This is a genomic window from Rhizobacter fulvus (assembly GCF_964020785.1).
The window spans coordinates 1,190,628-1,215,801 of the sequence record NZ_OZ224516.1; the positions used below are offsets into that span (position 1 = coordinate 1,190,628).

General features: G+C 69.6%; 26 protein-coding genes. 6 read left to right on the forward strand and 20 right to left on the reverse strand.

Annotated elements, in window-relative coordinates; genetic code table 11:
* Entirely contained in the window at positions 1-222 is a 222-nt protein-coding gene (locus ACWH49_RS05730) for a twin transmembrane helix small protein (protein WP_200947121.1), read from the forward strand.
* A gap of 61 nt (positions 223-283) precedes the next feature.
* Here ACWH49_RS05730 and ACWH49_RS05735 read toward each other — a convergent pair whose 3' ends face one another.
* The 8 genes from ACWH49_RS05735 to ACWH49_RS05770 all read right to left on the reverse strand — a co-directional run bounded on the left by ACWH49_RS05735 (position 284) and on the right by ACWH49_RS05770 (position 6,686).
* Positions 284-1,168, reverse strand: coding sequence for a cytochrome c oxidase subunit 3 (locus tag ACWH49_RS05735; protein WP_448170590.1), 885 nt, complete (start codon positions 1,166-1,168; stop codon positions 284-286).
* Positions 1,169-1,208: 40 nt separating this feature from the next.
* Positions 1,209-1,439 carry a DUF2970 domain-containing protein gene (locus ACWH49_RS05740; protein WP_448170591.1) on the reverse strand — a complete coding sequence of 77 codons (231 nt, stop codon included), beginning with the start codon at positions 1,437-1,439 and terminating at the stop codon, positions 1,209-1,211.
* The gene (locus tag ACWH49_RS05745; RefSeq protein ID WP_448170592.1) at positions 1,436-2,083 is read right to left on the reverse strand and encodes a cytochrome c oxidase assembly protein; all 648 of its coding nucleotides are present in this window, start codon (positions 2,081-2,083) and stop codon (positions 1,436-1,438) included. Before ACWH49_RS05745 ends, ACWH49_RS05740 begins: the two co-directional genes overlap by 4 nt.
* 22 nt (positions 2,084-2,105) lie before the next feature.
* On the reverse strand, positions 2,106-2,216 hold the full coding sequence (locus tag ACWH49_RS05750) for a cytochrome oxidase small assembly protein (protein WP_235580399.1): 111 nt from the start codon (positions 2,214-2,216) through the stop codon (positions 2,106-2,108).
* 10 nt (positions 2,217-2,226) lie between these two features.
* The gene (gene ctaD / locus ACWH49_RS05755; protein WP_448170593.1) at positions 2,227-3,858 is read right to left on the reverse strand and encodes a cytochrome c oxidase subunit I; all 1,632 of its coding nucleotides are present in this window, start codon (positions 3,856-3,858) and stop codon (positions 2,227-2,229) included.
* Between the two features lie 33 nt (positions 3,859-3,891).
* The gene (coxB, locus tag ACWH49_RS05760) at positions 3,892-5,067 is read right to left on the reverse strand and encodes a cytochrome c oxidase subunit II (protein WP_448170594.1); all 1,176 of its coding nucleotides are present in this window, start codon (positions 5,065-5,067) and stop codon (positions 3,892-3,894) included.
* Positions 5,068-5,077: 10 nt separating this feature from the next.
* Positions 5,078-5,662, reverse strand: coding sequence for a DUF2244 domain-containing protein (locus ACWH49_RS05765; protein WP_448170595.1), 585 nt, complete (start codon positions 5,660-5,662; stop codon positions 5,078-5,080).
* Positions 5,663-5,750: 88 nt separating this feature from the next.
* Positions 5,751-6,686, reverse strand: a complete 936-nt coding sequence (locus tag ACWH49_RS05770) for a class I SAM-dependent methyltransferase (protein ID WP_448170596.1) — start codon at positions 6,684-6,686, stop codon at positions 5,751-5,753.
* A 19-nt stretch (positions 6,687-6,705) separates the two neighbouring features.
* On the opposite strand from ACWH49_RS05770, the gene ACWH49_RS05775 reads away from it, so the two are divergent.
* Positions 6,706-7,431 carry a phosphoribosyltransferase family protein gene (locus ACWH49_RS05775; RefSeq protein WP_448170597.1) on the forward strand — a complete coding sequence of 242 codons (726 nt, stop codon included), beginning with the start codon at positions 6,706-6,708 and terminating at the stop codon, positions 7,429-7,431.
* Between the two features lie 23 nt (positions 7,432-7,454).
* Positions 7,455-7,925 (forward strand): tRNA (uridine(34)/cytosine(34)/5-carboxymethylaminomethyluridine(34)-2'-O)-methyltransferase TrmL, encoded by a 471-nt coding sequence (gene trmL / locus ACWH49_RS05780; RefSeq protein ID WP_448170598.1) that lies wholly within the window; start codon positions 7,455-7,457, stop codon positions 7,923-7,925.
* On the opposite strand, the gene ACWH49_RS05785 is transcribed toward trmL, so the two are convergent.
* The 5 genes from ACWH49_RS05785 to ACWH49_RS05805 form a co-directional block, all read right to left on the reverse strand.
* On the reverse strand, positions 7,926-8,900 hold the full coding sequence (locus ACWH49_RS05785) for a Bug family tripartite tricarboxylate transporter substrate binding protein (RefSeq protein ID WP_448170599.1): 975 nt from the start codon (positions 8,898-8,900) through the stop codon (positions 7,926-7,928).
* A 20-nt stretch (positions 8,901-8,920) separates the two neighbouring features.
* Complete coding sequence (locus tag ACWH49_RS05790) at positions 8,921-9,904, reverse strand: NAD(P)H-dependent glycerol-3-phosphate dehydrogenase (RefSeq protein WP_448170600.1); 984 nt, start codon at positions 9,902-9,904, stop codon at positions 8,921-8,923.
* Positions 9,905-9,926: 22 nt separating this feature from the next.
* Positions 9,927-10,409 carry a protein-export chaperone SecB gene (gene secB, locus ACWH49_RS05795; protein ID WP_056465130.1) on the reverse strand — a complete coding sequence of 161 codons (483 nt, stop codon included), beginning with the start codon at positions 10,407-10,409 and terminating at the stop codon, positions 9,927-9,929.
* A gap of 94 nt (positions 10,410-10,503) precedes the next feature.
* Positions 10,504-10,773 carry a glutaredoxin 3 gene (gene grxC / locus ACWH49_RS05800; RefSeq protein ID WP_448170601.1) on the reverse strand — a complete coding sequence of 90 codons (270 nt, stop codon included), beginning with the start codon at positions 10,771-10,773 and terminating at the stop codon, positions 10,504-10,506.
* Between the two features lie 12 nt (positions 10,774-10,785).
* A complete protein-coding gene (locus tag ACWH49_RS05805) occupies positions 10,786-11,202 on the reverse strand; it encodes a rhodanese-like domain-containing protein (RefSeq protein WP_448170602.1) in 417 nt (138 codons plus the stop codon).
* Positions 11,203-11,287: 85 nt separating this feature from the next.
* Here ACWH49_RS05805 and gpmA point away from each other — a divergent pair, with 85 nt between their 5' ends.
* On the forward strand, positions 11,288-12,031 hold the full coding sequence (gene gpmA, locus ACWH49_RS05810; RefSeq protein ID WP_448170603.1) for a 2,3-diphosphoglycerate-dependent phosphoglycerate mutase: 744 nt from the start codon (positions 11,288-11,290) through the stop codon (positions 12,029-12,031).
* 7 nt (positions 12,032-12,038) lie between these two features.
* Here the strand turns inward: gpmA and ACWH49_RS05815 are convergent, their stop codons facing one another.
* From ACWH49_RS05815 to ACWH49_RS05840, 6 genes are read right to left on the reverse strand one after another with little or no spacing between them, the layout of a single operon-like run.
* Positions 12,039-12,782 carry a lysophospholipid acyltransferase family protein gene (locus ACWH49_RS05815; RefSeq protein ID WP_448170604.1) on the reverse strand — a complete coding sequence of 248 codons (744 nt, stop codon included), beginning with the start codon at positions 12,780-12,782 and terminating at the stop codon, positions 12,039-12,041.
* The gene (locus ACWH49_RS05820; protein WP_448170605.1) at positions 12,779-14,080 is read right to left on the reverse strand and encodes a dihydroorotase; all 1,302 of its coding nucleotides are present in this window, start codon (positions 14,078-14,080) and stop codon (positions 12,779-12,781) included. The genes ACWH49_RS05815 and ACWH49_RS05820 overlap by 4 nt, the downstream gene beginning before the upstream one ends.
* On the reverse strand, positions 14,077-15,039 hold the full coding sequence (locus tag ACWH49_RS05825) for an aspartate carbamoyltransferase catalytic subunit (protein ID WP_448170606.1): 963 nt from the start codon (positions 15,037-15,039) through the stop codon (positions 14,077-14,079). The genes ACWH49_RS05820 and ACWH49_RS05825 overlap by 4 nt, the downstream gene beginning before the upstream one ends.
* Positions 15,039-15,542, reverse strand: a complete 504-nt coding sequence (gene pyrR, locus ACWH49_RS05830; RefSeq protein ID WP_448170607.1) for a bifunctional pyr operon transcriptional regulator/uracil phosphoribosyltransferase PyrR — start codon at positions 15,540-15,542, stop codon at positions 15,039-15,041. Before pyrR ends, ACWH49_RS05825 begins: the two co-directional genes overlap by 1 nt.
* A complete protein-coding gene (gene ruvX / locus ACWH49_RS05835) occupies positions 15,539-15,958 on the reverse strand; it encodes a Holliday junction resolvase RuvX (protein ID WP_448170608.1) in 420 nt (139 codons plus the stop codon). The genes pyrR and ruvX overlap by 4 nt, the downstream gene beginning before the upstream one ends.
* Entirely contained in the window at positions 15,955-16,539 is a 585-nt protein-coding gene (locus tag ACWH49_RS05840) for a YqgE/AlgH family protein (protein WP_056465138.1), read from the reverse strand. The genes ruvX and ACWH49_RS05840 overlap by 4 nt, the downstream gene beginning before the upstream one ends.
* A 43-nt stretch (positions 16,540-16,582) precedes the next feature.
* Between ACWH49_RS05840 and ACWH49_RS05845 the strand changes: the two genes are divergently transcribed.
* A complete protein-coding gene (locus ACWH49_RS05845) occupies positions 16,583-18,043 on the forward strand; it encodes a cryptochrome/photolyase family protein (RefSeq protein ID WP_448170609.1) in 1,461 nt (486 codons plus the stop codon).
* Positions 18,044-18,116: 73 nt separating this feature from the next.
* The gene (locus tag ACWH49_RS05850) at positions 18,117-18,734 is read left to right on the forward strand and encodes a LexA family protein (protein WP_448170610.1); all 618 of its coding nucleotides are present in this window, start codon (positions 18,117-18,119) and stop codon (positions 18,732-18,734) included.
* A gap of 79 nt (positions 18,735-18,813) precedes the next feature.
* On the opposite strand, the gene ACWH49_RS05855 is transcribed toward ACWH49_RS05850, so the two are convergent.
* On the reverse strand, positions 18,814-25,155 hold the full coding sequence (locus ACWH49_RS05855; RefSeq protein WP_448170611.1) for an Hpt domain-containing protein: 6,342 nt from the start codon (positions 25,153-25,155) through the stop codon (positions 18,814-18,816).
* Between the last annotated feature and the right edge of the window lie 19 nt (positions 25,156-25,174).

Here is a 25,174-nt window from a genome sequence, read left to right on the forward strand (position 1 = left end):
ATGAAGTACCTCATCGCGTTCGCCTTCGTCGGCATCCTCGGCGCACTCGCCATGGCGGGCGTGTTCATGCTGCGTGACGGTCGCGACGGCAAGCCGAAGACGGGCAACATGATGCGGGCGCTGGCGCTGCGGGTCGGGTTGTCGGTGCTGTTGTTCGCATGCGTGCTGTTCAGCTGGTGGGCCGGCTGGATCCATCCGACCGGGATCCCGCTCGGCAAGTAGTCATCGACCCAAAAACAAACGCCGCGTTCAGCGGCGTTTGTCTTGTTGGCGGCTCGAAGCGTCAGAGCCAGTAGACGACGATGTACAGGCCGAGCCACACGACGTCGACGAAGTGCCAGTACCAGGCCGCGCCTTCGAAGCCGAAGTGGCGCTGCGGCGTGAAGTGGCCCTTCATCAGGCGGATCGTGATGAACAGCAGCATCAGCATGCCCACGAACACGTGGAAGCCGTGGAAGCCGGTCAGCATGAAGAATGTCGAGCCATAGGCGCCCGACGACAGCTTCAGGTTCAGCTCGGTGTACGCGTGGTGGTATTCGTAGATCTGGAAGGCGAGGAAGGTGACGCCCAGCAGCACCGTGCACCACATCCAGAAGATCGTCTTCGCGCGATGACCGGCGACCAGCGCATGGTGCGCGATCGTCAGCGTCACGCCGGAGGTCAGCAGCAGCAGCGTGTTGATGGTCGGGATCGGCCACGGGCCCATCGTCGTGAACGGGTCGACGATGTTGGCCGGCGAGCCGGTCATGCCGGCGCCCGAACTCGGCCAGATCGCGCGGAAATCGGGCCACAACACGGCGTTTTCGAGGCTGCCGAGGTTCGGCAACGCATGCAGGCGGGTCCAGTAGAGCGCGCCGAAGAACGCGCCGAAGAACATCACCTCCGAAAAGATGAACCAGCTCATGCTCCAGCGGAACGAGACATCGATCCGGTCGCTGTACAGGCCGCTCTCGCTTTCGCCGATCGCGGTGCGGAACCAGCCCTGGAGCACGAACGCCCAGATGGCGAAGCCGGCCAGCAGCACCCACATCGCCCAGCCGTGCCCGTTGATCCACTGGCCGGCGCCGAAGATGACCAGCAGGAGGCCGAACGACGCCTGCACCGGAAAGTGCGAAGGCGCGGGGACAAAGTAGTAAGGCGTCTTGCCGTGGGTAGTCGCTGCCGACATGTTTTCTCCTGGATTCCCGATGTTCGAATTTGGTTGGTAGCTACTTGGCCGCGCCGCTCGCGAGCACCCAATTCACCAGCAGCAGCAAGGCCGCGATGAACAGGGCCGCACCGATCACGCCGGCGATCACGAGGTGGACCGGGTTGAGCTGGTTCAGGTCCTTCTCGTAGTCCGCGCCCTTGCGCACGCCGAAGAACGACCACGCGACAGCCTTCATCGTCTGCATGAACGAGCCCTTGCGGCGCACCGCATCCTTCAGCTCGCCGCTCATGACCGCGGCCCCGCGGGCGCGGCGACTGTCGTCGCGGCCGACCGACCGGCCGGCTCGGCCGGAACCCGGCCGCCGACCTCGAAGAACGTGTACGACAGCGTGATCGTGCGCACGTCCTTCGACAGTTTCGGATCGATCACGAACACGACCGGCCACTTCTTCTCTTCGCCCGGCTTCAGCGTGTACTGGTTGAAGCAGAAGCACTCGAGCTTGTTGAAGTACGGCATCGCCTGCATCGGCGCGTAGCTCGGGATCGCCTGCGCCGCCATCGTGCGGTTCTGGACGTTGCGGAACGTGTACATCACCGTCGTCAGCTCGCCCGGGTGGACATCGACCGAGCGCTTCTCGGGTGCGAACTCCCACGGACCGCGTGCGTTGGCGTCGAACTCGATCGTGATCGTGCGGCTCTTGTCGACCTGGGTGTTGGCGCCGCTGTAATCCGCGCGCTTGCCGCCCTGCACGTCGATCTCGGCCAGCGACAGCACGTTGATGCCGAGCGCGGTGCAGATCGTGTTGTAGATCGGCACCAGCGCGTAGCCGAAGCCGGCCATCACCGCCGCGACGACGACCAGCTTGCCGAGCATGCGCCGGTTGTCGCGGCGCAGCGCGGCGTCGGCGGGTCGTGAAGTGTCGGCGTCGGACATGGTCAACGGGCAGCGAACGCGCTCACATCCCGACCAGCGCGCTCTTCGCGATGAAGCCGACGAAGATCAGCACCGCGATCGCGCCCAGGATCAGGCCCAGTCGCTGGTTGCTTTTCTTCTGTTCCGGCGTCATGGCGTGGCGCTCAGGCGAGGATCTTGGTCGCCGAGGCATTCAGCTTCGGCGGGTTCTCGAAGGTGTGGAACGGCGCCGGCGACGGCACTTCCCACTCCAGGCCTTCCGCGCCGTCCCACGGCTGCTGCGGCGCCGGCTCGCCCTTGCCGCGCATCATCGGCACGACGACGAACAGGAAGAAGTAGACCTGCGCCAGACCGAACGCGAACGCGCCGACCGAGGCGATCGCGTTGAAGTCCGCGAACTGCATCGGGTAGTCGGCGTAGCGACGCGGCATGCCGGCCAGGCCGAGGAAGTGCATCGGGAAGAAGGTCACGTTGAACGCGATCAGCGACCACCAGAAGTGGATCTTGCCGCGCGTCTCGCTGTACATCACGCCGGTCCACTTCGGGCCCCAGTAGTAGACGCCCGCGAACAGCGCGTACAGCGAGCCGGCCACCAGCACGTAGTGGAAGTGGGCCACGACGTAGTAGGTGTCCTGCAGCTGGATGTCGACCGGCGCCATCGCCAGGATCAGCCCGGTGAAGCCGCCCATCGAGAACACGAACAGGAAGCCGACCGCGAACAGCATCGGCGTCTCAAAGGTCATCGAGCCGCGCCACATGGTGGCGACCCAGTTGAAGATCTTCACGCCGGTGGGCACCGCGATCAGCATCGTCGCGTACATGAAGAACAGCTGCCCGGTGACCGGCATGCCGGTCGTGAACATGTGGTGCGCCCAGACCATGAAGGACAGGATCGCGATCGACGAGGTCGCGTACACCATCGAGGTGTAGCCGAACAGGCGCTTGCGCGCGAACGCCGGGATGATGGCGCTCACGATGCCGAACGCCGGCAGGATCATGATGTAGACCTCGGGGTGGCCGAAGAACCAGAAGATGTGCTGGTACATCACCGGGTCGCCGCCGCCGGCGGGGTTGAAGAAGTGCGTGCCGAAGTGGCGATCTGTCAGCGTCATCGTGATCGCGCCGGCGAGCACCGGCATCACGGCGATCAGCAGGTAGGCGGTGATCAGCCAGGTCCAGCAGAACAGTGGCATTTTCATCAGCGTCATGCCCGGTGCGCGCATGTTGAGCACCGTGACGATGATGTTGATCGATCCCATGATCGAGCTCGCGCCCATGATGTGCATCGCGAAGATGCCGGCGTCCATCGACGGGCCCATCTGCAGCGTCAGCGGCGCATAAAGCGTCCAGCCGGCGGCCGGCGCACCGCCGGGCATGAAGAACGAGCCGACCAGCATCAGCGCCGCCGGGATCAGCAGCCAGAAGCTGAAGTTGTTCATCCGCGCGAAGGCCATGTCGGCGGCGCCGATCTGCAGCGGGATCATCCAGTTCGCGAAGCCGACGAACGCCGGCATGATCGCGCCGAACACCATGATCAGGCCGTGCATCGTGGTTAGCTGGTTGAACAGCTGCGGGTTCACGAACTGCAGCCCCGGGTGGAACAGCTCCAGGCGGATCAGCAGCGCGAGCATGCCGCCGATCATCAGCATCGTGAACGAGAACAGCAGGTACATCGTCCCGATGTCCTTGTGGTTCGTCGCGTAGAGCCAGCGGCGCCAGCCGTGCGGCGCGCCGTGGTCATGGTCGTCGTGTGCGTGGTCGTGGCCGTGGCCGGGGTGGTCGATGACTGCGCTCATGGCAATTCCTGTGTGCTGTGCAACTGGTTCGGGTTACTTGCGCGCGGCCACCACTTCGGCGGGCTGCACGAGCTGGCCGGTCTTGTTCGACCAGTTGTTCTTCGTGTACGTGATGACGGCGGCGATCTCGGTGTCGCTGAGCTGCTTCCACGACGGCATCGCGCCGTTGTTCTGGCCGTTCAGCAGCACGGCGATCTGCTTGCCGTGGTCGGCGTCGAGCACCACCGGTGCGCCGTCGAGGGCCTTGATCGGGCCGCCGCCCTTGCCGTTGGCCTGGTGGCAGGCCGCGCAATTGGCGGCATAGACCTTCTCGCCGCGCGCCAGCATGTCGGGCAGCGTCCAGACCTTGGCCGGGTCGTCGGCGAGCGCGGCCATTTCCTTCTTCTTGCCGTCGACCCACTTGCTGTAGTCGGCCGCAGCCAGCACCTTCACGTGGATCGGCATGTACGCGTGCTCCTTGCCGCACAGCTCGGCGCACTGGCCGTAGTAGTCACCGACCTTGGTGGCGGTGAACCACGTGTCGCGCACGAAGCCGGGGATGGCGTCCTGCTTGACGCCGAACGACGGCACCATGAAGGCGTGGATCACGTCGGTCGCGGTGGTGATGATGCGCACCTTCTTGCCGACCGGCACGACCAGCGGGTTGTCGACCTTCAGCAGGTAGTTGTCGACGGCTTCCGGCTTGCCGGAGTCGGACTGCTCGCGCTGTGCGCTGTCGAGCGTCGAGACGAAGCCGATGCCTTCGCCCTCGCCCTTCAGGTAGTCGTAGCCCCACTTCCACTGCATGCCGGTGGCCTTGATCGTCAGGTCGGCGGCGCTGGTGTCCTTCATCGCGACGACGACTTTGGTCGCCGGCAGCGCCATGCCGATCACGATCAGGAACGGCACCACCGTCCAGACGATCTCGACCGTCGTGCTCTCGTGGAAATTGGCCGACTTGGCACCCTTGGACTTGCGGTGCTTGAAGATCGAATAGAACATCACGCCGAACACGCCGACGAAGATGATCGAGCAGATCCACAGCATGAAGTAGTGCAGCCAGCGCTGGTCGGCGGCGATCTCGGTCACCGGCGGATGCAGGTCGAGCTGGTTGACCGCGGGGCCGCCGGGCAGGTCGTTGACGGCCATCGCGAGGCGGGTTGCGCACAACGCGCCCAACGTCACGCCGATCTGGCCAGCCCTGTGCCACAGTGCTTTCATCGTCTTCATGGTTGCCACTTCAGTTTTCGGATTTGTCTTGCGATTCGGGGTAGGTCGACTGTGCCTGCACCGGCGTCCACGGCCAGCGACGCAGCGTCCAACGCAATTCGTCGGCCAGCTGGCGACGCAGCTCGGGGCGCACGAAGCGCCCGATCGCGATGCGCTGGCCCTGGCCCGAGAGCTCGATCAGCGAGCGCTCGTCGTGTTCGGGCTCGACACGAACCCAGGCTGGCGCGAACTCGGCGCGTTCCACATGCCGACCGAGCGTGCGTTCGACCGTCAGGCGGCCGGGTCGCAGCGAGATGCGCTCGCTGTCCGCGGCGTGGCGGGTGTAGACCAGCAGGGCCAGGCCGACGGCGATGATCTCGAGCGATGCGAACGGCACCACCAGCGTCGCACCCTGTGCCCAGAAGAAGGCGCCGATGATGGCCGACACCAGGCTCAGCGAGGCATAGAACCCCATCACCTGCCGCGGCGTGGCCGAGCAGTTGCGCTTCAACAGCCACTGCACGCTGTGCTCGCCGGCACCCGACTCCGCACCGAAGCGCAGCGGTCGAGCCGCTGTCGCCGAGGCGATGGGAAGGTGGGATAGGGTGACTGACATCCTGCGCGAATCCTTGCTGTCTCGGGAAGCTGCCGCTGGTCGGGCTGGAGAGCCAGCGCCCGAACGGGCTCAGCTCAACTGCGAGAGTTTAGCGCAGACCCTCGTTCGCCCCAGTCCGCCCGTGGCTTGAACGCACCATCGCACGCATGTCGTCGAGCGACACGGTGGTGGCCTCGCCGGGTCGCAGCCGCGGTGCGGCCTTGAAGGCGTGTCCGTAGGCGACCTCGAAGCTCAAGCCGATCGAGCCGTCGGGCGCGGCGATCGATTCCAACTCGCGCACGAGCTGCGCGTGCCAGCGCGGCGTGCGCAGGCCCTGGACGCGGTCCGGCGCGGTGTTGCCGCCGAGCCCGCGCAACTCGGCGAGCAGCGCGTGCGGATCGCTCCAGCGCAGCGTGAGCGTTTCCTGGTCCATCACCGGGTCGGCGAAGCCCGCGTGCACGAGCATGTCGCCGAGGTCGTGCATGTCGACAAAGCCCGGGGTCGGTGCGGGCCAGCCGCGTCGCGCGTAGATCGCGCGCAGCTCGCGCAGCGTGCCGGGGCCGAGGCACGAGAACATCACGAAGCCGTCGACGCGAAGCAACCGGTGCCAGCGCTCGATCAGCGCCACCGGATCGACGACCGCGTGCAGCATCATGTTGGCCCAGACCAGCCCGGCGCCGGGGTCGATCTCGTCGCTCTCGATCGCCACGGCGCGCTCGCCGCCGGTCCAGCGCGAAGGCGCCCACCATCTTCGTTGCGCCTGCGCCCTGCTCGGTGCGAGCCAGCCGTCGTCCGGCTCGACGCGCAGGTGCCGGGCCTTCGGGTACGCCTGGTCGAGCAGCGCGGCACCCGCGCCCAGCGTGCTCCACCAATCGAGCACCCGTTCGGGCTGCAGCAGGATGACCGACAGCTTCTCCGCCATGCGCCGCGCGATTTCCGCATGGAGCCACGGCGGCTGCGGCGCCCGCGCCAGGCGCCGCAAGGCGGCGCGCACCGCGACAGGATCGAGGCGGCGGGCGGCGGTGTCGGCGGCGGAAGCAGGCATCGGGCCAGTATATTGAGCCGTGCCCTTCTCCCGATTCCTGCCGGCGCGCGGTCACGGCGCGCCGCTGGCCAGCCTGTGCGCGGTCTGCCACGGGTGGGGTCGCGGACGCCTGTGCGCCACCTGCGTCGAACGCTTCGCGCCCGCGGTCTCGCGCTGCCGTTGCTGCGCGTTGCAGACGCCGCACGGCATCGGCAGGTGCGGCGCCTGTCTCGTCGACCCCCCGCCGTACGCGACCGCGACGGCCGCGGTCGATTACGACCACCCTTGGGACGGCCTGATCACGCGCTTCAAGTTTCACGCCGCACTCGATCTGGCGCCGGCGTTCGCCGCGCAGATGCTCGCTGCGCGGCAACGCGAGAGCGCGCCACCGCAGACGCTGCTGCTGCCGATCCCGCTCAGCGATGCGCGCCTGCGCGAGCGCGGCTACAACCAGGCCTGGGAGCTCGCGCGCCGCCTCGGCCGCGCGCTCGGCTGCGTCGCGGACGCGCGGCTGCTGCTGAGGGTGCGCGACACGCCGCATCAGCTCGCGCTGCTGCCCGAGGAGCGCGCCGGCAATGTGCGTGCCGCGTTCGCGGTCGAGCCGGCGCGTCGCGGCGAGCTCGCGGGCCGCGCCGTCACCCTGGTCGACGACGTGATGACGACCGGCGCCACCGTGGCCGAGGCGGCGCGCACGCTGTTGCAGGCCGGCGCGCGCGAAGTGGGCGTCTGGGTGTTGGCACGCACGCCGCGGCCGGACGGCGGCTGACAGTGCATGGACAATCCGGCCCCATGTTCAACATCGTGCTCGTGCACCCCGAGATTCCGCCGAACACCGGCAACGTGATCCGCTTGGCCGCCAACACCGGGTGCGCGCTGCATCTGATCGAGCCGCTCGGCTTCTCGATGGACGACCGGCTGCTGCGGCGCGCGGGGCTGGACTACCACGAGTACGCGCCGTTGCGTCGCCATGCCTCGTGGGTCGCATTCATCGACGAGGCCCGGCCCGACCCGTCGCGCCTGTTCGCGTTCACGACGCGTGGCAGCCGACCTTTCGCCGACGTGGCCTGGCAGCCGAACGACTGGCTCGTGTTCGGCTCGGAGACCGCGGGCCTGCCGATCGACGTTCGAGAGCGCTTCGGGACGCCGCAGCGGGTGCGCCTGCCGATGCGCACCGGTCAACGCAGCCTGAACCTCAGCAACGCGGTCGCGGTCGCCGTGTTCGAGGCCTGGCGGCAGAACGGCTACGCCGGCGGCGGTTGATTATTCGGCCTGGACGCCGGCCGCCTTGATGACCCTGGCCCAACGCTCGCGCTCGGTCTTCATCAACCCGGCCAGTGCCTCCGGCGCCGTGCCGGCCGCGCTGAAATACTGGCCCAGCATCCGGCCGCGGACCTCGTCGCTCTTGATGATGCGGATCAGCTCGCGCGCGACGCGCTCGACCACCGGCTTGGGCGTGCCGGCCGGCGCGAGCACGGCCTGCCACGAGATCGCCTCGAAATCGGCGTAGCCCTGCTCGACGAAGCTGGGATAGGCCGGCAGCGAGCCCGAGCGGCCCAGCGTCGTGACGCCCAGCGCCTTCAGTTTCCCGGCGCGGATCTGGCCGATCGCGATGCCCGGCACCATGAAGCCGGCCTGCACCTCGCCCGCCAGGATGGCCGAGACGATCTGCGGGAAGCCCTGGTACGGCACATGGACCAGGTCGATGCCGGCGCGCGCCTTGAACAGCTCCATCGCCAGATGCGAGGCGCTGCCGACGCCGACGCTGCCGTAGTTCAGCTGGCCCTTCTTCTCCTTCGCGATCCGCACGAAATCGGCCAGCGTGCCGGCGCCGAGCTTCGGGTCGACGACCAGCACGTTCGGCGAGGTCGCGACCAGCGTGACCGGCGCGAGGTCCTTGACCGGGTCGTACGACAGCGACTTTTTAAGCATCGGCGCCGTGACCAGCGGGCCCTGGATCGTGAACAGGAAGGTGTAGCCGTCCGGCTCGGCGCGCGCCGCCAGCGCGGTACCGATCTCACCGCCCGCGCCGGGCTTGTTGTCGATCACGACCGGCTGGCCGAGCGCCTGCGCCAGCGGCTCCGCGACCACGCGGGCGATCACGTCGGGCGAACTGCCGGGCGGGAACGGCACGATCAGGCGGATCGGGCGACTCGGCCAGGCCTGCGCGAAGGCCGAGGGCGCGAGCACGGCGGCGGCACCGGCCAGCGAAGTCTTAAGAAGGTGACGACGTTGCATGCGTGAGGTCTCCGGAAGAATCAGGTCTCGGGCCGCGCACCGCGACCCATCAGCTGTTCGAGCGCGCGCGTCGGCGTGAGGCGGCCGTCGAGGACCGCGACGACGGCCTCGACGATCGGCATTTCGACGCCCACCGCAGCCGCGCGCTGCAGCACCATCGGCGCGGTCGAGACACCCTCCGCCACGTGGCCGAGTGCGGTGAGGATGCGGGCCAGCGGCCGCCCCTCGGCGAGCAGCCGGCCGACCGTGCGGTTGCGGGACAGGTCGCCGGTGGCGGTCAAGACCAGATCGCCCAGTCCCGACAGGCCCATGAACGTCTCGGCGCGCGCGCCGAGCGCGACACCCAGGCGCGTCATCTCGGCCAGGCCGCGCGTGATCAGCGCAGCACGCGCGTTCAGGCCGAGCTGCATCCCGTCGGCGATGCCGGTCGCGATCGCGAGCACGTTCTTGACCGCGCCGCCGACCTCGACGCCGACCGGATCGTCGGAGGTGTAGATGCGCAGGTTGTCGCTGTGCAGCGCGTCGATGGCCTCGTCGCACAAGCTCGCATCGGTGCTGGCCGCGACGAGCGCGGTCGGCTGGCCGCGCGCGACCTCGATCGCGAAGCTCGGGCCCGACAGCACGCCGACGCGCGCCTGCGGCGCCACCGCCTGCGCGATCTCGTGGCCGAGCCGGCCGCTGCGCTGCTCGAAGCCCTTGCACAGCCACAGCACACCCGCCGCGCGGGTGCCGATGCGCGTGAGCATCTCGGCCAGACCGGCCATCGGCGTGGCGACGATCACGAGCCCGTCACGGGCATGCGCGAGCGCGGCGTCGAAATCGGTGTCGACCTGGAGCCCGTCGGGCAGCGTCACGCCCGGCAGATAGTGCGCGTTGCGGCGCGACGCGCCCATTTGCGCCGCCTGGGCGGCATCGCGCGCCCACAGCCGCACGGGGTGCCGCGCCGCCGCGTTCGCTGCGAGCGCGGTGCCCCACGCACCGGCACCGAGGACCGTGAGGTTCATCGTGCCGGGGTCGCGGCGATGATCAGTTGGCCGAGGTGATGATGCCGGAGCCGTTCGAGGCGGCGCCGTTCTGGCCGGCGGCCTGCGCCTGCTGCGCTTCGAACATTGCCTGGAAGTTGACTTCCGACAGCAGCACCGGCGGGAAGCCCGCGCGGGTGCAGACGTCCGACACGATCGCGCGCAGGTACGGGTAGATGATGCCCGGGCAGGCGATGCCGATGATCGGCTGCAGCTGGTCCTCCGGGATGTTGCGGATCTCGAAGATGCCGCCCTGCTTGGCCTCGACCAGGAACAGCACCTTGTCGTTGACCTTGGTCGTGACGGTCGCGGTGACCGTCACTTCGTAGACGCTGTCGCCGATCGGGCCGGCGCCCAGCGCCAGGTTGATCTCGACCTGCGGCTGGCCCTGCTCGAGCAGGATCTGCGGCGAATTCGGTTGCTCGAGCGACAGATCCTTCAGGTAGATGCGCTGGATCTGGAACACGGGGTTGTTGTCGTCAGCCATGGGAGTCTCGGGTTTGGTGTGGTGGGCCCGGCCGCGGGCCGCGGCGGGCGAAGTGCGGCGGGATTATCACCGCGGGCGGTGACGCCGCCGGATGTCAGCCGTCCGTGCCCGTGAGCAAGGGCACGAGACCGCCGCGGCGATCGAGCTCGACCAGGTCGTCGCAGCCGCCGACGTAGGTGTCGCCGATGAAGATCTGCGGCACCGTGCGGCGCCCGCCGGTCAACTGCATCATCGTCGCGCGCTGCCCCGGATCGAGGTCGACGCGGATGTCGTCGATCGCGTCGACGCCGCGCTGCTTCAACAGGGCCTTGGCGTGCTGGCAGTACGGGCACACCTGGGTGGAATACATCTTGACGGGTTGCATCGCTCTTCCTGGTCAGGCGGCCGACTTCTCGACCGGCAGATTGGCGGCGCGCCAGGCTTCCAGGCCGCCGGCCAGCGCGCGGGTGTTCTCGAAGCCGAGCTTCTTCAGCGCGGCGACGGCCTTCGGGGCGCGCGCGCCGGTGGTGCAAACGACCACCAGGGGCAGCGCCTTGTTCTTCGGCAACGCGTTCGAGGTCTCGATCTGGGCCAGCGGCACGCTCTTCGCGCCCATGGGGTGGCCGGCGGCATACTCGGCCGGCTCGCTCACGTCGATCAGCACCGCCTTCTCGCGGTTGATCAGGTTCACCGCATCGGCGGTCGACACCTTGCCGCCACTGGTCGCCCCTTTGCCGAACATCGGCCAGACCAGCAGGCCGCCGGACACGGCGGCCGCGAGGAACAGGAACCAGTTGTCGATGAAGAACTTCACGGGGCAGCCAATGTCTCGAGGAAAGACCGCGATTATAGAATTCGCTCGCTCCCTGCCCCGGCCCACGCCACTATCCCCTCACACCATGCACAAGCTCGTCCTGATCCGCCACGGCGAATCGACCTGGAACCTCGAGAACCGCTTCACCGGCTGGACCGACGTGGACCTGACGCCGCTCGGCGTGCAACAGGCCCAGCAGGCCGGTCGCCTCCTCAAGGCCGAGGGCTACGAGTTCGACATCGCCTACACCTCGGTGCTCAAGCGCGCGATCTGGACGCTCTGGCACACGCTCGACCAGATGGACCGCACCTGGCTGCCGGTGCGCAACGACTGGCGCCTGAACGAGCGCCACTACGGCGCGTTGCAGGGCCTGAACAAGGCCGAGACCGCGAAGAAGTTCGGCGACGACCAGGTGCTCATCTGGCGCCGCAGCTACGACACGCCGCCGCCTGCGCTCGAGGCCAGCGATCCGCGCAGCGAAGTCAGCGACCTGCGCTACGCCGGCCTGCCCAGGGGCCAGGTGCCGCTGACCGAATGCCTGAAGGACACGGTGGCCCGCGTGCTGCCGTTCTGGAACGACACGATCGCGCCGGGTCTGCGCGCGAACCAGCGCATCGTGATCGCCGCGCACGGCAACAGCATCCGCGCGCTGGTGAAATACCTGGACGGCATCTCCGACGCCGACATCGTCGGCCTGAACATCCCGAACGGCATCCCGCTCGTCTACGAGCTCGATGCGGATCTGAAGCCGATCAAGCGCTACTACCTCGGCGACGCCGAAGCCGCCGCCAAGGCCGCGGCGGCGGTCGCGAACCAGGGCAAGGGCTGACGACGGTTCAGTCGGCGCCCTGAAGCCTCGTCTCGATGTCGTCGCGCAGCGTCTGCGCGAGGGCCCGCCGGTCCGCGTGCGTGCACGCCCGCGCCGGCAGCAGCGCGACATGCGCGACCAGCCCGTCGGCGCAGGCGACGCGCCACAGGCTCTCGACCAGCGTCGTCGCGCCGATGAACTCGACCGCGGGGCTGATCCGCGAGCACGCGTCCGAGAAGCGCAGCGCGACCGGCTGCACCGGCGTGTCGGTCGAGATCGCCGCCTGCAGGATGTTGGCGTGGAACGGCAGCAGGCTGCGGCCGTCCGAGGTCGTGCCTTCGGGGAAGACCGCGACCGTCTGCCGCTCGCTCAGCGCCTGAGCCACCAGGTGCACGACCCGCAGCGCGTCGCGCTTGCGCTCGCGCTGGAGGTACAGCGTATCGGCCGCATCGGCCAGGCGCGACAGCAGCGGCCAGGACTGGATGTCGGCCTTCGAGACGAAGCGCGCTTGCGGCACCACGGCGTGAAGCGCGGTGATGTCGAGCCAGGACACATGGTTGGCCACCAGCAGCGCGCCGCCCGGCCGTGCCACACCCTCGACCTGCAGGCCGATGCCCATCACCCGCAGCATCTTGGCCGACCACCAGCGGATGCGGTCGTGGCGCTGCCCGGCATCGAGCGTGCCGAAACGCACCACCACGACACCCAGGCCGTGCAGCGCGTGCAGCACACAACGCAGCAGCCGCCAGGCCGCGCGCAGGCCGACGGTCATTCGGTCGTCGCGTCGTAGGCCAGGTTGCCGGCCACCAGCGTGAAACGCACGCGCCCCGGCAGTTCGTAGCCCGCGAACGGCGTGTGCTTGCCCTGGCTCCGCAGCGTTCCGGGCGTGACCTGCCAACGCGGGTCGAACCCGAAGATGCAGACGTCGGCGACGCCGCCTTCGACCAGTCGACCCGCGCTCGCGGCCAGCGATCCCAGTGCATCACCGATCACGGCGACCGGCGCCGCGGTCACCGTTGCGAGCGCGCGCAGCAGCGGTACGCCGTCATCCTCGCCCCATTTGAGCGCGAGCGCCAGCAGCAGTTCGAGGCCTGTCGCGCCCGGTTCGGCCTCGGCGAAAGGCAGGTTCTTCATGTCGGCGTCGACGGGGGTGTGGTCGCTCACCAGCGCGTCGATCGTGCCGTCGGCCAGCGCAGCGCGGAGCGCCGTGCGGTCGCGCTGCTGGCGCAGCGGCGGCGTCACGCGCATCGCGGCGTCGAAGTAGCCGATGTCGAGGTCGGTCAGGTGCAGCGAGTTGATGCTCACGTCGCAGGTCACCGGCAGGCCCTCGGCCTTCGCACGGCGCACCAACTCGATGCCGGCGGCGCTGGACAGGCGGCACAGGTGGACGCGCGCACCGGTGTCGCGCACCAGCTCGAAGATCGTCGCCAGCGCGATCGTCTCGGCGATCACCGGGACGCCGGCCAGGCCCATGCGGGTGGCCAGCGCGCCCTTGGCCGCGACGCCGTTGCCCAGCCACGCGTCGTTCGGCCGCAACCAGGTGGTGTAACCGAAGGTCGCCGCGTATTGCAGCGCACGGTGCAGCACCAGGGTGTCGCGCAGGCCGACCTCGGCCTGCGAGAAGCCGACGCAACCGGCGTCGGTCAGCTCCGCCATCGCGGTCAGCACCTCGCCCTTCAACCCGCGGGTCAGGGCGCCGAGCGGGTACAGGTGCGCCAGGTTCAGGTTGTGCGCGCGGAACTTGAGCATCTGCACCAGACCCGGCTCGTCGAGCACCGGCTCGGTGTCCGGCGGGCAGACCAGGCTGGTGACGCCGCCGGCGACCGCCGCAGCCATCTCCGACTCGAGCATGCCCTCGTGCTCGTGGCCCGGCTCGCGCAGCCGCGCGGCCAGGTCGACGAGGCCGGGCGCGACCACCAGACCGGTCGCGTCGATCGTGCGGTCCGGTTCGAACTCGCTGCTGACACTGCCGAACGCGACGATGCGCCCGGCCGCGATCGCGAGGTCGCCGACCGCATCGTGGCCGGATGCAGGATCGACGAGGCGACCGCCTTTCACAAGGATCTTCATGCGTTGTTTCCGGCAATGATCGACATGACCGCCATCCGCACCGCGATGCCGAAGGTGACCTGCGGCAGGATCACGCTCTGCACGCCGTCGGCGACATCGGAATCGATCTCGACGCCGCGGTTGATCGGCCCGGGGTGCATCACGATGGCGTCGGGCCTGGCGAGCGCCAGGCGCGCCGGGGTCAGGCCATAGCTCTTGAAGAACTCGGCGGCGCTGGGCAGCATCGCGCCGCTCATGCGTTCGTTCTGCAGGCGCAGCATGATGATCACGTCGGCGCCGCGGATGCCCTCGGCCATGTCGTGGCAGACGCGCACGCCCATGTCCTTCAGGTCGCCCGGCACCAGCGTCTTCGGGCCGACCGCGCGGATCTCGGGCACGCCGAGCGTGGTCAGCGCGTGGATGTCGGAGCGGGCGACGCGCGAGTGCACGATGTCGCCGACGATCGCCACGGTGAGCTGGGTGAAGTCCTGCTTGTAGTGGCGGATCGTGTACATGTCGAGCAGCCCCTGCGTCGGGTGCTGATGCCGGCCGTCGCCGGCATTGACGACGTGCACGTGCGGGGCGCAGTGCTGGGCGATCAGGTACGGCGCCCCGCTCTCGCTGTGGCGCACGACGAACATGTCGGCGTGCATCGCCGACAGGTTGGCGATCGTGTCGAGCAGACTCTCGCCCTTGGCGGCGCTGGAGCGCGCGATGTCGAGGTTGATCACGTCGGCGCTGAGGCGCTTGGCCGCGATCTCGAAGGTGGTGCGGGTGCGCGTGCTGTTCTCGAAGAACAGGTTGAACACGCTCTTGCCGCGCAGCAGCGGCACCTTCTTGACCTCGCGGTCGTTGACGCTCAGAAACGTACCGGCGGTGTCGAGGATGTGGTGGAGCACCGCCCGCGGCAGGCCCTCGATCGAGAGCAGGTGGATCAGCTCGCCGTGCGCGTTGAGTTGCGGGTTGCGTCGACTGAGCATCACAGGCCTTCCTTGATGTCGAAACTGAAGCGGCCGGCCTCGTCCTTCGTCAGCGACAGCTTGTGCCCCTTCGGCAGCGTGATGCGCGCTGCCGACACCGCCGCGGCGATCGGCAGCTCGCGTCCGCCGCGGTCGACCAGCACCGCCAGGGTCACGCTCGCGGGCCGGCCGAAGTCGTACAGCTCGTTGATGACCGCGCGGATCGTCCGGCCGGTGTAGAGCACGTCGTCGACCAACAGGATCGGTTTCCCGTTCACGTCGAACGGCAGCTTGGTGTGGTCGGCGCCGGCGGTCAGGCCGCGCGAGCCGAAATCGTCGCGGTGCAGCGCGCTGGAGATCACGCCGTGCTCGCCGGGACGGTCCAGGTCGCGCTGCAGCCGCTCGGCCAGCCAGGCACCGCCGGACCAGATGCCGACGAGCAGGGTGTCGGGCTGCAACAGCAGGCGCACGCCGGCCAGCAGGTCGGCGTACAGCGCTTCGGCATCGAGGTTCAGGCTGCTCATGGCAATCCACTCAGGAACTGGTTCAGGATGATCGCGGCGGACGCCGCGTCGAGGTCGCGCGCGCCGTCGCTGGCGGCCTCGGTCGTGGTGTAGCGCTCGTCCACCTCGTGCACGGGCAGCTTGAAGCGACCCTGCAGCTGGCGGGCGAAGCGCCGCGCGCGCTCGGTATTGTCGTGCGGCGCGCCGTCGGGGTGGAACGGCACGCCGACCACCAGCGCACTGGGCTGCCACTCGTCGATCACGCGCCCGATCGCCGCGAAGCGCGCATCGCCCTCGGCCGCGATCGTGCGCAGCGGCTGCGCGCTGCGGGTCAGGGTGCTGCCGGTGGCGACGCCGACACGCCGGGTGCCGAAATCGAAAGCGAGATAGGAAAGGACGGGCGTGGCGGGTGGCATCGTGCTCGCCGAGCCCATCATGCGTGCCCCGCCTCCCCGCTCAGCATGTTCGCGTCGATGCCCAGCAGCGACAGCGCCTTGTCGTAGCGCTGCTCGACCGGCGTGTCGAAGATGATGGCCGGCTCGGCGCCGACGTTGATCCAGCTGTTGCGGCTCATCTCGTCCTCGAGCTGCCCGGCACCCCAGCCGCTGTAGCCCAGCGTCACCAGGATCTTCTTCGGGCCCGCGCCGTTGGAAAGCGCCTCCAGCACGTCCTTGCTGGTCGTCATCTCGAGGCCGCCGGCGATCTGCAGCGACGAGTTGTAGTGGCCGCCCTCGCCTTCGCTGCCGCCCAGCCGCTCGTGCAGCACGAAGCCGCGCTCGGTCTGCACCGGGCCGCCGAAGTAGACCGGCACCTCGGCCAGGTCCTCGCGGTCGAGCGAGAGGTCGACCTTCTCGAACAGGTTCTTGAGCTTGATGTCGATCGGCTTGTTGATCACCAGCCCGAGCGCACCCTTCTCGGTGTGCTCGCACATGTAGATCACCGTGCCGGCGAACGTGCCCTCGTGTGCGGGCATCGCGATCAGGAACTGGTTGGTGAAGTCGACCGGTGCGCGTGCCATGGTCGAATTTTAGACCGCCCGGCCCTTCAGGCAGACTCGCGCGATGCCAAGCCCCTTGAAGCGAGCCCTGGTCTGGTTCCGGCGCGACCTGCGCGCCCACGATCACGCCGCGCTGTACCACGCGCTGCGCGAGGCCGAGCAGGTGTGGTGCCTGTTCGTCTTCGACACCGCGATCCTCGATCCGCTGCCGCGCGCCGACCGCCGAGTCGAGTTCATTCACGACAGCGTCGTCGCGCTCGACGAGTCCCTGGGCGCGCTCGGCGGGCGCCTGCTGGTGCGCCACGGGCCGGCGCTCGACGAAGTCGTGCGGCTGGCCGGCGAGCTCGACGTGCAGGCGGTCTACGCCAACCACGACGACGAGCCCGACGCGCTGCGGCGCGACGCGGCGGTCAAGGCCGCGCTGGCCGAGGCCGGCGTCGCGCTTCACACCGGCAAGGATCACGTGATATTCGAGCGCAGCGAGGTCTTAACGCAGTCCGGCTCGCCGTACACCGTGTTCACGCCGTACAAGAACGCGTGGCTGAAACGGCTGGAACCGTTCTTCGTCAAGTCCTACCCGGTCGAGCGCCACGCCGCGCGGCTCGCCGCACCACCGCGTGGGATGTCGACGGCGCTGTCGTCGCTCGAGACGCTCGGCTTCGCGCGCACCAACCTGCACGATCTGGCGATTCCGACCGGCACGGCCGGGGGCCGCACGTTGCTCGCCGACTTCCTGACCCGCATCGACGACTACGGCGAGGCGCGCGACTTCCCGGCCGTCAAGGGGCCGAGCTACCTGTCCGTGCACCTGCGCTTCGGCACCGTGTCGATCCGCGAACTGGCCGCGGCGGCCTGCGCGCGCATCGAGCAGCAGCCGGCCGGCGGCGCTGCGGTCTGGCTCTCCGAGCTGATCTGGCGCGACTTCTACCACCAGATCCTGCACCACCACCCGCGCGTCGTCGGCGCCAGCTTCAAGCCCGAGTACGACCGCATCCGCTGGGCCGACGGACCGCAGGCCGATGCGCGCTTCGCCGCCTGGTGCGAAGGCCGCACCGGCTACCCGCTGGTCGACGCCGCGATGGCGCAGATCAACCGCACCGGCTACATGCACAACCGGCTGCGCATGATCGTCGCGAGCTTCCTGAGCAAGGATTTGGGCCTGGACTGGCGCCGCGGCGAGGCCTATTTCGCGCTGAAGCTGAACGACTTCGACCTGGCGGCCAACAACGGCGGCTGGCAATGGGCGGCGTCGACCGGATGCGACGCGCAACCCTACTTCCGCATCTTCAACCCGATCACCCAGAGCAAGCGATTCGATCCGCGCGGCCAGTTCATCCGACGCTACCTGCCGCAACTGGCGGCGCTGCCGGACGCGCTCATCCACGCGCCCTGGCTCGCGCGCTCGGCCGATCTGCAAGCCGCGGGGATCACGCTCGGCCGCGACTATCCGCTGCCGGTGGTCGACCACGAGGCGGCCCGCGCGCAAACGCTCGAGCGGTATGGCATCGTGAAGAGCGAGCGTTGACGGCTGAAATACTGGAAAGAATCGCTAGCAACGAGTATTTTTCTATCTGTCGGACACCGTAGGCTCGCCGGCAGTGAGCATTCATCGACTTATCCGCGAAGGCCGGCAGCGCCTGGGCTTGAGCGAACAACAATTCGCCGACGCGGTCGGTGTCACGCGTGGCGCCGTGCAGCAGTGGGAGAAGTCCGGCGGCACCGCGCCGAAGCGGACCAATCAGCCGCGCGTGGCCGAACTGTTGGGCGTGTCGATCGCCGAACTCGTCTCGGGCGGCTCCAACGTCGGCCAGACCTTCGCGGTCCGCGGCGAGGTGCCGCTCGTGTCCGAAGTGGAAGCCGGCAACTACACGGTCATCGACAACTTCAAGCTGACCCCGCACTACGACACCGTGCCGGTGTCCGTGCCGGTGAAGCGCCACACCTACGCATTGCGGGTCCACGGCGACAGCATGGCCAGCCACTCGGGCGATTCGTTCCCGGACGGCTCGATCGTGATCGTCGAGCCCGAAATGACGGCCCAGGCCGGCGATTACGTGATCGCGCTCAACACCGAGAACCAGACCACGTTCAAGCAACTGGTGCGCGATGGCGGCGAATACTTCCTGAAGCCGCTGAACCCGCGCTATCCGATCAAGCCGCTGGGCAGCGCCCGCATCATCGGGGTCATCCGCGAGTTCACGAAGCGGTTTCGTTGATCGGCGCCAGGACGACTTGCGCGATAGATTGGCGTCGGCCGATAGTTTTCCTATCCTTTTAACGGGCCCGGGGCGGCGCTCATACCGGAGCCGCGACGCGATTGCGTGTGTAGCGCGCGATCAACGCCAGCAGGTCTTCTTCCGAATACGGCTTGCCCAGGTAGTGGTCGACGCCCAACTCGGCCGCGTAATCGCGATGCTTCTGCGCGATCCGCGAGGTGATCATGATCACCGGCAGGTCACGCAGACGGGCATCGGCCCGCATGTTGCGCACCAGGTCGAAGCCGTCCATCCGCGGCATCTCGATGTCCGACAGCACGATCTGCGGCACGTTCTCGGCCAGGCGTTCGAGCGCATCCAGCCCGTCCTTGGCCAGCACGACGCGATAGCCCTCGCGCAGCAGCAGGCGCTGCGTCACGCGGCGCACGGTCAGCGAATCGTCCACCACCATCACCAGCGGCGCCTCGGCCACGGCGGCTGGCGCGTCGGCCGCGGGCACGGCGTCGTGCGGCTGCGGCGCCTGCATCATCGCGGCGCGCGTCGCCTCGCGGGCGGCCTCGCCGTACAGCGTGGCCAGCGCGACCGGGTTGTAGATCAGCGCGACCGCGCCAGACGCCAGCAGCGTGATGCCGGCCAGGCCCGGCAGCCGCGACAGCTGCGGCCCCAGGTTCTTGACCACGACTTCCTGGTTGCCCAGCACTTCGTCGACGTGCAGCGCGATGCGCTGCTGCGCGCTGCGGATGATCACGACCGGACGGGTGCGCGCTTCGCTGTCGCCCGGACGCGCGCTGATCTGCAGCAGCGCGCCGAGCCAGAAGAACGGCAGTGGCCGTTCGGCGGTCGCGAACGAGCCGCTGGCATAGGCGGCCTCGACCTCGGCCGGCGTGGCGCGGCGCACGAGTTCGACCAGCGTCGAGGGCACGGCGACGTGGGTATCGCCGCAGCGCAGCATCACGACCTGCGTGACCGCCGTCGTCAGCGGCAGGATCATCTTGAACGAGGTGCCCTGGCCGGCCGCGGTCGCGGTCTCGATCCGGCCGCCCATCGCGTTGACCTCGGCACGCACCACGTCCATGCCGACGCCGCGGCCGGACAGCTCGGTCACCGTGTCGGCGGTCGAGAAGCCCGGCGCGAAGATCAGGTTGGCCAGCTCGGCGTCGGTCGGTTCGGCGTTCGGATCGAGCAGGCCGAGCGCGCGCCCCTTCTCGCGGATGCGCGGCAGGTTCAGGCCCGCGCCGTCGTCGCGAAACTCGACGCCGACTTCGTTGCCCTCCTGCGAGAGCGCGACGATGATCGTGCCGCTCGGGTCCTTGCCGGCCGCCTTGCGCACCTCGGGCGTCTCGATGCCGTGGCCGACGCTGTTGCGCAGCAGGTGCTCGAACGACCCGGTCATCCGGTCGAGCACGCCGCGGTCGACCTCGACGCGGCCGCCGACGATGTCCAGCCGCACCGACTTGCCGGTCTCCTTCGCGGCCTGGCGCACGACGCGGTACAGGCGGTCCGACAGGCCCTCGAACTCGACCATGCGGGTGCGCAGCAGGTCGTCCTGCAGCTCGCGCGTCATGCGGGCCTGGGCGACCAGCTCGTCCTCCGTCACCTCGAGCGAGCGCTGGAGCGTCCGCTGGACCGTCGCGACGTCGTTGACCGATTCGGCCATCATCCGCGTCAGCTCCTGGAAGCGGGTGAAGCGGTCGAACTCCAGCGGGTCGAACGACTGCGCCGCCGCCTTCGCGGCCTCGAGCCGCGAGCTCATCTGCACCTCGCCGTGGAACTCGATGTCGCGCAACTGCGCGCGCAGGCGTTCCAGGTTCTCGGTCAGGTCGGCCAGCGACGTCTTGATCTGCGCCACCCCGGTCTCGATCCGCGAGCGCGTGATGCTGACCTCGCCGGCCTGGTTCACCAGCCGGTCGAGCAGCGGCGCGCGCACCCGGACCGCCGACTGCGCGATCAGCGCCCGCTCGGGCGCCTGGCGCTGCGCCGGCTCGGTCAGCGGGAAACGCGACCAGTCGATCTCGGCCAACGGCACCGGCGGCGCGGGGTCGACAGCAGCCGATTCCGACGCCCGCGCGTCGGCCTCGGGCTCGACCGCGCGCGGTTCCTCGAGTGCGCTCGCCTCGGCCTGCGCCAGCTCCTGCGCCAACGGCAACGGCTCGGCGGGCGGCAGCGGCACCGGTTCGTCGAAGCCGCTGCCGGCGACGTCGATCTCCGACAGCGGGCCGAACGTCGAGCTCGGCGCGGCGACGGGCAACGGGGCCCAACCCGATTCGTAGGTCGGCGGCGGCGCCACTTCGAGCAGTACCGCGAGTTCCGAGACCGGCGCTTCCGCAGGTGGCGGCGCGACATCCGCCGTGCGTTCGATCGCTTCGGGGGCGGCCCCGCCGGCGCGCAGCGCGTCGAAGGTCTGGGCGAGCGTGTCGCCGTAGGCCTGCAGCGAGTCGACGTCCTCGAGCTGCACCGCGGGCTGCGCGAGCACGCGCTCGATGCGCGTCTCCAGGTGGTGCGCCATCTCGCCCAGGCGCATCGCGCCGGCCAGGCGCGCCCCACCCTTCAGCGTGTGCAGCGTGCGCATGCATGCGGCGGGGTGGGCCAGGTCGGCGGGCTTGCGGGTCCAGTCGCGCAGCCGGCTCGCCAGCTGCGGCAGCAGTTCCTCGGCCTCTTCCGCGAAGATCGGGAACAGCTCGTCGTCGATCGCGTCCACCGCGTCGATCGTGTCGTCGCTGTCGACCAGCGCGCTCACCGACGCGCGGTGCGGCGCCTCGGTCGGCAGCTCGCCCAGCGGCTTGAGCTCGGCGACGCCGAAGGTCTCGAACCGCCCGAACACCGAATCGGAGGTCGGCGCGTTGGCAGGATCGGCCGGTTCGGCGGGCAAGGCGTGGGCCACCGGCGCGGGCGGGTCGGCGGGCACGCTGTCGGTTTCGACCTGCGCCTCGGCCGCGGCGGCCGATTCCTCCAGGCGGCGTGCCGAACTCAGCTCATGGGCCGCGAGCCGTGCCACGAGTTCGGGCGACGGCTCCTTCAGGAAGCCGGCGGCGAACTGGTGCAGCAGGCGACGGATCTCGTCGGACACGTCGACGAACAGCCGCGCCTCCTCGGGCGTCCCGTGGCCGATCGCGTGCGAGCGGGCCTGCGCATGCTCCAGCGAACGCGCGAGCTGGGACAGGTCGGTGAAGCCGACCGTCGCCGAGCTGCCGGCCAGCGAATGGGCGAGCGCCACCGGCGTCTCGCCGATCGGGCGGTGCAGCTCCATCGCCCATTCGGCCAGCTCGGTGCCGAGCCGGCGCGAGAGTTCGTCGGCTTCGTTCAGGTAGATGTTGAACAGCGGGATGCCGATGCGCAACGGGCCGACGACCTTGACCTGCTCGTCCTCCAGGTCGGCGCGTACCGAAGGTTCGGGTTCGGGCGTCGCTGCCACGGCGACTGGCTCCAGCTCCGGTTCCGGCGCGGGGGCCGGCGCGTCGAGCGCGAGGTCGAGGTCGACGCCGGAGCGGGTCAACGGCTCCACGAGCGGCCGCGTCTCGAGCGGCCCGAAGTCGAGCTCCAGGTCCATCAGCTCGGGCGCGAATTCGTCGGTGGCTTCGACGGTCTCGGGCAGCGGCAGCGGCTCGGTCGGCTCGGCGTCGAACGGGTGGTGCAACGCGTCGGCGGTCAGGTCGAGCGGCGCCGAACGGCTCGGCTCGGGGTCGGCCGGTGGCAGGGCCGGCACGACGGGTGCCGCGGTCTCGAACCCGCCCAGATCCAGTTCGAAGCTCAGGTCGGGCATCGGCAGGTCCGGCGCCGGTGCCGGCGCCGGCGCCGGGGGCGGGGACAAGTCGAGGTCGGCCGCGCTCGGCAGGCCGTCGAGCAGGTCGAGCGGCGCGTGCAGGGACTGCGATTCGAGCACGTCCGGCGGCGCCTCGTTCAGCAGCCGGGCCGACTCGATCACCGCGGCGCTGTGGTGCAGGCCGCTGCGGCCCTGGGTGATGTCGTCGATCCAGCCGGCGAGGTAGTCGAGGCTCCAGTCGGTGAACGCGAGCAGCGGCGACGGGGCGGCTGCCTGGCTGGCCAGGTGGGCGTTGTAGACCTGTTCGCAGGCCCAGGCCGCCTCGCCGAAGTCCTTCAGCCCGACCATGCGCGAGCTGCCCTTCAGGGTGTGGAAGGCGCGCCGCAGGGTCGTGCTCAGACCCAGGTCTTCCGGCGCCTCGACGAGGCCGGCGCTGGCCTCGCGGGCCGCGGTCAGCACCTCGTTGGCCTCCTCGAGGAAGACCTCGCGCATCTCGTTGTCCTGCGCCAGCTGGGCGCTGCCGGTGGACAGGCCGAAGTCGAGCCGCATCGGCTCGCTGACGCGGCCGCGGTCGGCCGCCACCTCGGGCGCGAGCCCGACCGGGTCGGACGCGGTCGCGACGAAGTCGACCAGCGCCTCCGACAGCTCGTCGCGCGCGGCCGCCACGCCGGCCGGGTCGTCGCTGCGCTCGAACGCCTGCTGGGCCCTGGCCACGGTGGCCGCGAGCGCCGGCTGGTCGGCCGCATTCGCCTCGTGCGACAGGCGCTCGAGATCGCGCGTGACCTCTTCCAGCGGCACGTCCTGGCGGACCGAGCTGAACGCCAGCAACTGCGCCTGCTCGATCAGCCGCTGTTCGACCGGCGGCGCCGACTGCGGGCCGCGCGCGGCGGCCGGCGCGTGCACCTCGGCGTCGCGGCCCATCACCGGGCCGAGCACGTCGGTCTGCGCGTCGTAGCGGAACAGCGACTTCGCCATCTGCGGCTGCACGCTGAGCATGTCGATCAGGAAGCCGAGCGCACCGAGGTTGCCGGCCAGGCGATCGAACAGCGCCGTCTGCGCGGCGGGGTCGGCGGTGGCCTCGCTCGAGGCCAGCGTGTCGATCTCGTCGCGCATGCGCAGCAGCGCGGCCGACGCGTGGTCCATCCCGAGCACCGACAGCACGCCACGCATCGCGGCGAGCTGGTTCGGCACCGGGATCAGCACCTGGCGCTGGTCGGGCGCGCGGAAGTAATGGTCGATCGCCTTCTCCGCCTCGGACAGGCTGGCGCGCAGCTCCTGCACCACGCTGCCCATGGTCTGGCGGTCGGAGACGCGGCGGTACAGCTCTTCCATCCAGCCTTCGAGCGGCTCGGGCGCCTGGCCCTGGCGCACCGCGGCGAGGCGGTCCGCGAGGCGCTGCACACGCTGCGCCTGCTCGGGGTGGTCGAAGTCGACATCGTCGAGCGCCGCCTCCACGTACAGCAGGCTGGTCGCGACCTCCATCGCCAGCGGGGCCGCGGGCGGGCCGTTGCTCTGCTGGGTCTGCGCAACCGCATGCTGGAGTTCGGCAGCGAACAGGTCGCCGAGCGGGAACAGCCGCTTCAGCGACTCGCCGACCAGCGCGAACTGCTCGGACAGCCCGGTCATGCGGTGCATCTCGCCGCCGGCGACGCCGGACCAGGCGTCCTTCGCCGCGACGACGCGCTTCTTGGCCTGCGCGAGCACGGCCGGGTCGAAGCGGCCGAGCACGCTCAGCGCGTAGTCGGTCGGCACGTGATGGACCAGACCGTAGGCCAGGCGCACGGCGGCCAGGCGCGGTGCGTGGCGGCCGTCGCCCGGCGACGCGCTCTGGGCGCAGAAGAACAGCAGGTCCTGCGCCAGGCGCTCGGACACCTCGCCATCGCCGCGCGCGATGATGCGGAACTGCGCGAGCAGCCGGGAGGCGACCCGCTTGCTGAACACGTCGAAGCCGAGCAGCCCGTGGGCCTGCGCCTCGAACACGGCCGCGGCCAGCTTCCACAACGTCGCGATGTGGCTCTGCGTCGCGCCGGCGCCCAGGCCGGCACTGATCTCGCTCATGCGGGCGGCATTCGGCGCCGGGTCGGTGGCGCGCATCAGCGGCAGCAGCTGCGCTTCGATCAGGGCCTGCGTGGCCGCGTCGTGCGGCAGCGCGACGATCGACGGGTCGTCGGGCAGGTCGCGCCATTGCCAGTCGACCGACCACAGGTCGGCCGGGTGCACGCGGTCGGCGCCAGCGGCCTCCTGGACGGCACGGTACTGCGGGAACAGCGACAGCGTCGAGACCGGCTTGCCGGCCAGCAGCCGGCTCAGGTAATCGAGCAGCGCGAACGACGCGCGTTCGATGTCGTCGACGACGACCGCGCTGAGCTTGTGCGGCTTGGCAACGAAGCGCTGCACCAGCGCCTCGCTGGCGCGCAGCACCAGAGCGGCCGCCGGCTGGCCGACGAGCTCGAGCGCGCCGACGCCCTGGTGGATCTGCGAGCGCGCATGGCGCAGCACCGCCGGGTCGACCGCGTCGAGGTCGGAGCTGGCGAGCGCGTCGGTCTCCTTGACGAAGCGGCGCAGCGACTTGTGCGCCGCGTCCAGCGACCGGCGCAGCTCCTCGTGGACCCAGGCCAGGGCACTCAGGTCATCGCTGCGCGTGTCGGTCGTCGAGGTCATCGTGTCGCTCTTGATGGAG

Coding starts and splice junctions, on each gene's coding strand:
- ACWH49_RS05730 (WP_200947121.1), top strand. CDS start 1: ATGAAGTACCTCATCGCGTTCGCCTTCGTCGGCATCCTCGGCGCACTC.
- ACWH49_RS05735 (WP_448170590.1), bottom strand. CDS start 1,168: ATGTCGGCAGCGACTACCCACGGCAAGACGCCTTACTACTTTGTCCCC.
- ACWH49_RS05740 (WP_448170591.1), bottom strand. CDS start 1,439: ATGAGCGGCGAGCTGAAGGATGCGGTGCGCCGCAAGGGCTCGTTCATG.
- ACWH49_RS05745 (WP_448170592.1), bottom strand. CDS start 2,083: ATGTCCGACGCCGACACTTCACGACCCGCCGACGCCGCGCTGCGCCGC.
- ACWH49_RS05750 (WP_235580399.1), bottom strand. CDS start 2,216: ATGACGCCGGAACAGAAGAAAAGCAACCAGCGACTGGGCCTGATCCTG.
- ctaD (WP_448170593.1), bottom strand. CDS start 3,858: ATGAGCGCAGTCATCGACCACCCCGGCCACGGCCACGACCACGCACAC.
- coxB (WP_448170594.1), bottom strand. CDS start 5,067: ATGAAGACGATGAAAGCACTGTGGCACAGGGCTGGCCAGATCGGCGTG.
- ACWH49_RS05765 (WP_448170595.1), bottom strand. CDS start 5,662: ATGTCAGTCACCCTATCCCACCTTCCCATCGCCTCGGCGACAGCGGCT.
- ACWH49_RS05770 (WP_448170596.1), bottom strand. CDS start 6,686: ATGCCTGCTTCCGCCGCCGACACCGCCGCCCGCCGCCTCGATCCTGTC.
- trmL (WP_448170598.1), top strand. CDS start 7,455: ATGTTCAACATCGTGCTCGTGCACCCCGAGATTCCGCCGAACACCGGC.
- ACWH49_RS05785 (WP_448170599.1), bottom strand. CDS start 8,900: ATGCAACGTCGTCACCTTCTTAAGACTTCGCTGGCCGGTGCCGCCGCC.
- ACWH49_RS05790 (WP_448170600.1), bottom strand. CDS start 9,904: ATGAACCTCACGGTCCTCGGTGCCGGTGCGTGGGGCACCGCGCTCGCA.
- secB (WP_056465130.1), bottom strand. CDS start 10,409: ATGGCTGACGACAACAACCCCGTGTTCCAGATCCAGCGCATCTACCTG.
- grxC (WP_448170601.1), bottom strand. CDS start 10,773: ATGCAACCCGTCAAGATGTATTCCACCCAGGTGTGCCCGTACTGCCAG.
- gpmA (WP_448170603.1), top strand. CDS start 11,288: ATGCACAAGCTCGTCCTGATCCGCCACGGCGAATCGACCTGGAACCTC.
- ACWH49_RS05815 (WP_448170604.1), bottom strand. CDS start 12,782: ATGACCGTCGGCCTGCGCGCGGCCTGGCGGCTGCTGCGTTGTGTGCTG.
- ACWH49_RS05820 (WP_448170605.1), bottom strand. CDS start 14,080: ATGAAGATCCTTGTGAAAGGCGGTCGCCTCGTCGATCCTGCATCCGGC.
- ACWH49_RS05825 (WP_448170606.1), bottom strand. CDS start 15,039: ATGCTCAGTCGACGCAACCCGCAACTCAACGCGCACGGCGAGCTGATC.
- pyrR (WP_448170607.1), bottom strand. CDS start 15,542: ATGAGCAGCCTGAACCTCGATGCCGAAGCGCTGTACGCCGACCTGCTG.
- ruvX (WP_448170608.1), bottom strand. CDS start 15,958: ATGATGGGCTCGGCGAGCACGATGCCACCCGCCACGCCCGTCCTTTCC.
- ACWH49_RS05840 (WP_056465138.1), bottom strand. CDS start 16,539: ATGGCACGCGCACCGGTCGACTTCACCAACCAGTTCCTGATCGCGATG.
- ACWH49_RS05845 (WP_448170609.1), top strand. CDS start 16,583: ATGCCAAGCCCCTTGAAGCGAGCCCTGGTCTGGTTCCGGCGCGACCTG.
- ACWH49_RS05855 (WP_448170611.1), bottom strand. CDS start 25,155: ATGACCTCGACGACCGACACGCGCAGCGATGACCTGAGTGCCCTGGCC.